Source organism: Cytophagia bacterium CHB2, assembly GCA_030263535.1.
Taxonomy (GTDB): domain Bacteria; phylum Zhuqueibacterota; class Zhuqueibacteria; order Zhuqueibacterales; family Zhuqueibacteraceae; genus Coneutiohabitans.
This window is the reverse complement of the sequence record SZPB01000407.1, coordinates 1-5418: the sequence shown is the minus strand read 5'-3', so window position 1 is coordinate 5418 and position 5418 is coordinate 1. Positions and strand designations below refer to the sequence as shown.

The 5418-nt window shown below is 51.8% G+C and carries 4 protein-coding genes; 2 read left to right on the top strand and 2 right to left on the bottom strand.

What is annotated here, in order from left to right; genetic code table 11:
* Window positions 1–113: 113 nt before the first annotated feature.
* Window positions 114–1562 carry a decarboxylase gene (locus FBQ85_26055; GenBank protein MDL1878597.1) on the top strand — a complete coding sequence of 483 codons (1449 nt, stop codon included), beginning with the start codon at window positions 114–116 and terminating at the stop codon, window positions 1560–1562.
* A 34-nt stretch (window positions 1563–1596) separates the two neighbouring features.
* On the opposite strand, the gene FBQ85_26050 is transcribed toward FBQ85_26055, so the two are convergent.
* Complete coding sequence (locus FBQ85_26050) at window positions 1597–1881, bottom strand: hypothetical protein (protein MDL1878596.1); 285 nt, start codon at window positions 1879–1881, stop codon at window positions 1597–1599.
* A gap of 366 nt (window positions 1882–2247) precedes the next feature.
* Between FBQ85_26050 and FBQ85_26045 the strand changes: the two genes are divergently transcribed.
* Entirely contained in the window at window positions 2248–3510 is a 1263-nt protein-coding gene (locus tag FBQ85_26045; GenBank protein MDL1878595.1) for a cysteine desulfurase-like protein, read from the top strand.
* A gap of 324 nt (window positions 3511–3834) precedes the next feature.
* On the opposite strand, the gene FBQ85_26040 is transcribed toward FBQ85_26045, so the two are convergent.
* A partial coding sequence (locus FBQ85_26040; protein ID MDL1878594.1) for a M2 family metallopeptidase occupies window positions 3835–5418 on the bottom strand: 1584 nt, incomplete at its 5' end.

The following is a 5418-nucleotide window of genomic DNA, read 5'->3' as shown; positions in this document are numbered from 1 at the left end:
ACAAGCGCTTGCTGCCGCGCTGGAACGCGTGCGTACCTTGAGTTGGGATGCTTCGCATATTCACGACCAGGTACTGCCGTTCTCCTGGCCGAACATCAGTGCTCGAATAGAAGATGTCTACAGCGTCGTTCTTGATCAAAGAAAAAATGAAACAAGCGGCAACGAATCTCGAACTTTCTGAAAGCGAAATGCTGCGCATGGGCGAGGCCTGTGTGCGCGCGGTGGTGCAGCATATCGTCGATTTGCCCGATTCGCCGCGCTCGAATCTTGTGAATGCCGTTGAGATTTCGCGATCGTTGCGCGAACCGCCGCCGGAAAATGGAACGCCCTTCGAAACCCTGCTGTTGTTTCTCATGGAGAAGGTGATTCCGCTTTCGATCAACTCCGCGCATCCGACCTACATGGGCTATATTCCGGGCGGCGGACTTTTCCCTTCGGCGCTAGCGGATTTGTTGTCGACTGCCACGAATCGTTATGTCGGCGCATGGTTCGCGGCGCCGGCGGCCGCGCGTCTTGAGACAAATGTACTGGAATGGTTTGCGCAATGGATGGGTTATCCCACTTCCGCACGCGGCATCACCACCACCGGCGGCTCGCTGGCCTGTTTGAGCGCCATTGTCACGGCGCGCAAACATTTGCTCGATGAAGATATCAGCCGCGGTGTCATGTACGCCTCGAATCAAACGCATCATTCGCTGATGAAGAGCGCAATGCTGGCCGGCCTCAGCGAGCGCAACATTCGCCTGCTCGAAGTTGATCAAAATTTTCGCGCCATTCCCGAACGTTTTGAAGAAGCGATCAAAGCTGATCTCCAAAAAGGCTTAAAGCCGTTTCTTCTGATTGGTAATGCCGGCACGACGAATACGGGCACGATCGACCCGCTTATCGATCTTGCCGAAATCAGCCGTAGGTATTCTTTGTGGTATCATATCGACGGCGCATATGGCGGCTTTTTTAATTTATGTGAAGAAGGCAAGCGTAAGCTGTACGGCATTGCACTGTCGGATTCCATCGTGCTCGATCCGCACAAGGGTTTGTTTGTGCCTTATGGCTGCGGCAGTTTGCTGGTGAAGGAAGGCGAGCTGCTGCGCCGCGCGCACATGCTCACAGCAGATTACATGCAGGATCAATTCACGCCGGCAGGAGAGACCAATTTTACTGATTATTCACCGGAATTGTCGCGTTCGTTTCGCGGGCTGAAGGTGTGGCTGCCGCTGAAACTTTTTGGCGTACAGGCCTTTCGTGAGAATCTCGCAGAGAAGCTGCGTTTGGCGCAGTGGCTGTATCAACGCTTTCTCGAAGAACCCGGCTTTGAATGCCTGGCTGTGCCGGACTTGTCTGTAGTTGCCTTTCGTTATTGCCCGAAGCGCGGCAATATCGATGAATTTAACCGGCGCATGCTCAAACACATCAATGAGAGCGGCAGGCTTTTTCTTTCAAGCACGCTGCTCAACGGCGAGTTTGTGATCCGCGCCTGCGTGTTGAGTTTTCGCACGCATCAAGCGGAGGTGGAGGAGGCGTTTGAGGTTGTTAAAGCGGCGGTGAGGGAAGTGGAGATATAAAGCTCCGGACATTTAACCATTTAATCTTCGGCGATTATTTCAAGGGTATGTCGAGCCGGTAAATGTCCTTGCGGTGGGCGAAACGCAGCAAATATATGTTATTCCCGTCAAACGAATAAACCAGGCGATAATCTTTTTTCACCACAAGACGCCAGACATCGTCATAGCCTTCGAGCTTGCGCAGGTTCAATTGAGGCGCATAAATATAGCGCAATACTGTTTTCCAGCCGGCCGTTGCGACTTCTCGCGACAATTTTTTTATATCTTTCGAGAAAGCACGGGTTTTCTCGATTTGCCTTTTAGCTGACGAAGTCTTCAAATGATTTCACCCTTTGCGTACGGCCGGCGGAGACATCCTGTCGTGCGCGTTCCAAGCCCCGAAGAAATTTGGGTTGATATAATCTTTCGCGGCCAATAAAATCTTCCAACAGCTTGCCTATTTTATTATAAGCCTCGATCAATTCGGTAAGTTGATGATCTGTGACGTGATGCCCATTTTTCTTTGATTTGGCATGGCCGTAAGTTTCTCTGCGCGGCTTGTTTTTCGAATGAGCTTTTTTGCTGATCGCGGTCACACTACTCTCCTTGCATCGTTTTACTAGTTTCGACAGGTTTGATTGTGTTACACTCTGCGAAAGTGTAACGGCAAATTTCGCATATATCAAACAAATAGCAAGGCAATTTTATGAACCCTTTTGTTGCTTCCAGATCCCAATTCCCCGCATTGCAATTAAAAGATGCCTCCGGCCGTCCGGCAATCTACTTTGACGGCCCGGGCGGCACGCAGGCGCCGCAATCCGTCATCGCGGCGATGAATCAACATCTTGTTCATCGGCTCTCCAATACGCATGGCGCTTTCGCGACGAGCCGGGCGACTGACGAAACAATTCATCAAGCGCGCGCGGCGATGGCGGATTTTTTGAATGCGCCCGCACCGGAAAACATCGCCTTCGGCGCGAACATGACGTCACTCACCTTTCACGTGAGCCGCAGCATTGGCCGCGATCTCAAGCCTGGCGATGAAATCATTCTCACGCGCCTCGATCACGACGCGAATGTCGCGCCCTGGCTCGCGTTGGAAGAAAAAGGCGTGAAAATCAAATTTCTCGATTTTCATCCTGAAGACTGCACACTCGCTTATGAAGAGTTAGAAAACCTGCTCTCGGCGAAAACCAAGCTCGTCGCCGTGGGCTATGCTTCGAATGCCGTGGGCACGATTAACGACGTTAGCCGCATCATCAAAAGCGCGAACGCTGCCGGCGCTCTGGTCTATGTCGATGCCGTGCATTATGCGCCGCACGGCCCGATCGATGTGCAGGCACTCGACTGCGATTTTCTCGTGTGCTCGGCGTATAAATTTTTCGGACCCCATGTTGGCGTGCTTTATGGAAAGTACGAGGTGATGGAACGTTTGCACGCCTACAAAGTCCGCCCGCAAGAGTCGACGCCGCCGTTTAAATTTGAAACCGGCACGCTCAATCACGAAGGATTAGCGGGAACCGCAGCAGCAATTGAATATATCGCTGAACTCGGACGGCATGTTGACAACTCTGCCGTTTTACAAGCATCAAGCCGGCAGGGCAGACGGCGAGACCTGAAATTGGCGATGGCGGCCATTCAAGAATATGAACGCGGCCTCTCACAAAAACTCGTTACGGGATTGCAGGCGATTCCCGGCGCACGCGCGTTCGGCATTACGGAGACGAAACGGTATCATCAAAGAACGCCGACTGTCGCCATGCGCATGGAAAAGCATTCGCCGCAAGCTGTTGCCGAACGTTTGGGCGAAGAAAATATCTATGTTTGGGACGGCAATTTCTACGCGCTTGAAGTCATTTCGCGTTTGGGATACGAGGACAAGGGCGGCGTTGTGCGCATCGGACTGGTGCATTACAACACGGAAGAAGAGATCGATCGCATGCTCGAGGTTTTGCAAGAGTTGGTTTAAGTTTGTGTGGTGGGTGGTGAAAAGTGGTGTTGGACTGAAGATTGAACAAACGTTCTTGCAACGGCTTGGCCGTTGCTTTTTTTATCTGTTTCACTCAAGCCCCGGCTCGGCCGGGGCTTGAATGATTTGTGGGGGGTTAAACAAAAAACAAACGCGAACGAGCTGCAACCAAAAGGAAAATCTCCAGCGGATAGAAAAACCCAACGGATGCGGGAGATTTTATCTGTTGGGTTTTTCAATCGGTTGGAAAAATCTTTGCTGTTTTACAAGGAATCAACTTTAGAGAGACGAATGCTTTATTAAGCCAGCAACAGGCATCCAGTCTCAAATATCCTCCAGCGTGTGTTCCCTTCCCTCATTCACTTTTTTCAGATAATCCAGCAAAGGCTCGAAGTAGCGCAGCATTGCTTGCGCGCTCAACTCTTCGCCGGTTTTCTCTTTCAAGACTTCTCGCCAATCGCGGCTGGCGCCGGACCGCATGATGTCCGCCAAAAATTTGCCCACCTCTTGACTGCCGTAGTAATTGGTGGCACGCGGCTCTTGTTTGAGAATCTTGGTTGCAATGTGATCGTGCAATTGATACAGTAAAATGTAAGAGAGCGCGTAGTCGTAATATTGCGCGGCGTCATCATTGATGTGGGTCTTGGACGAAGCATCGCAAAATTCTTCGCCGCGCGGCGCGGGCGGCTCAACACCCTGATATCTCGTCGCCAACTCCCACCAACGTTTGTTGTACTCATCCTTCGGCAGATTCTTCGCATACAATTCATGCTCAAATCGCGACATTGTGCCGGCCGAGAAGGGAATAAAAACGATGTAATTCAGCGCTTCCTTGAGCAGGGTTTGCCTCTCATCGCTGCTTGCCTCGGCGGGAATCAAGCCGCGTTCCTGCAAAAACGGTTTCTGCATCGAGGCCAGGCCGAGCATGCTGCCCATGGCTTCGTGATACGCGCGATTCGCGCCTTCACGCAGCAGCGGCGGCACCTCGTCATTGGTGTAACTCATGAAATAGTAGATGTGTCCCAACTCGTGATGCGTGGTTTCGTACCATTCCGCGTTCGGCTCGACGCTCATCAGCGAGCGGATGTCGTGCTCGAGATCAAGATGCCATGCCGAGGCATGATTATTTTTCTTGTATGGCGCATCTACCGGTAATGGATAGAGCGAGGATTTCTCCCAAAAACTCTGCGGCATTTTGTCGAAGCCCAGGCTCACATAAAAATCCTCCGCTTGCTGCACGATCCATTCGGCGGATTTGGCTTTCAACGCGGCGTCGAGATCAAAGCCGGCAACGTTGATCATCGCGCTCCAATCCTGCGCCCAGCGATTGGGCAGCCAGTGCGCCGGCAGATTCTTGGGCACAGGCGAGTTGTATTTCTTCGCCAGCTCGTAACGTGCAAAGGTGTGCAATTCGCGATAAAGCGGCCGCAGCTCGCGTATCAAATTGTCCATCAATGCCATCATTTCGTCGACCGTCATGCCGTAATCCGAAACTTGATAGCTGAAATAATCGGAATATCCCAGCGCCTGCACGGTTTGATTGCGCAGCCGTTGCAGATTTTCCAACCCGTCTTTCAGGGTTTTGCCGACCTCCTTGGAAGCTTCCCAGGCGCGCAAGCGTTCATTCAAATCATTCGAACTTTTTAAAATGTTGTCGATGCCATTGGTGGTGACGGCTTTACCGTCAATTTGAAAATTGAAACCAAAAAGCTTTTCGGTTTGCGCCGCTTCTGCCGCAATGCGCGCTTTCACGATCTCCGCCACGGTTTGCGGTTTGTCCGCCGCACGATAAAGAACGGCCTTGAGTTGTTTAACCTGCAACGGGGTGAGTTTGTCTTGTTTGGCCAAAAATTCCCGGGCTTTCTCAATGTTGGCAACACTGCCGGTAAAGGCGGCCAGGGTTTCATT

Coding starts and splice junctions, on each gene's coding strand:
- FBQ85_26055 (MDL1878597.1), top strand. CDS start 114: ATGTCTACAGCGTCGTTCTTGATCAAAGAAAAAATGAAACAAGCGGCA.
- FBQ85_26045 (MDL1878595.1), top strand. CDS start 2,248: ATGAACCCTTTTGTTGCTTCCAGATCCCAATTCCCCGCATTGCAATTA.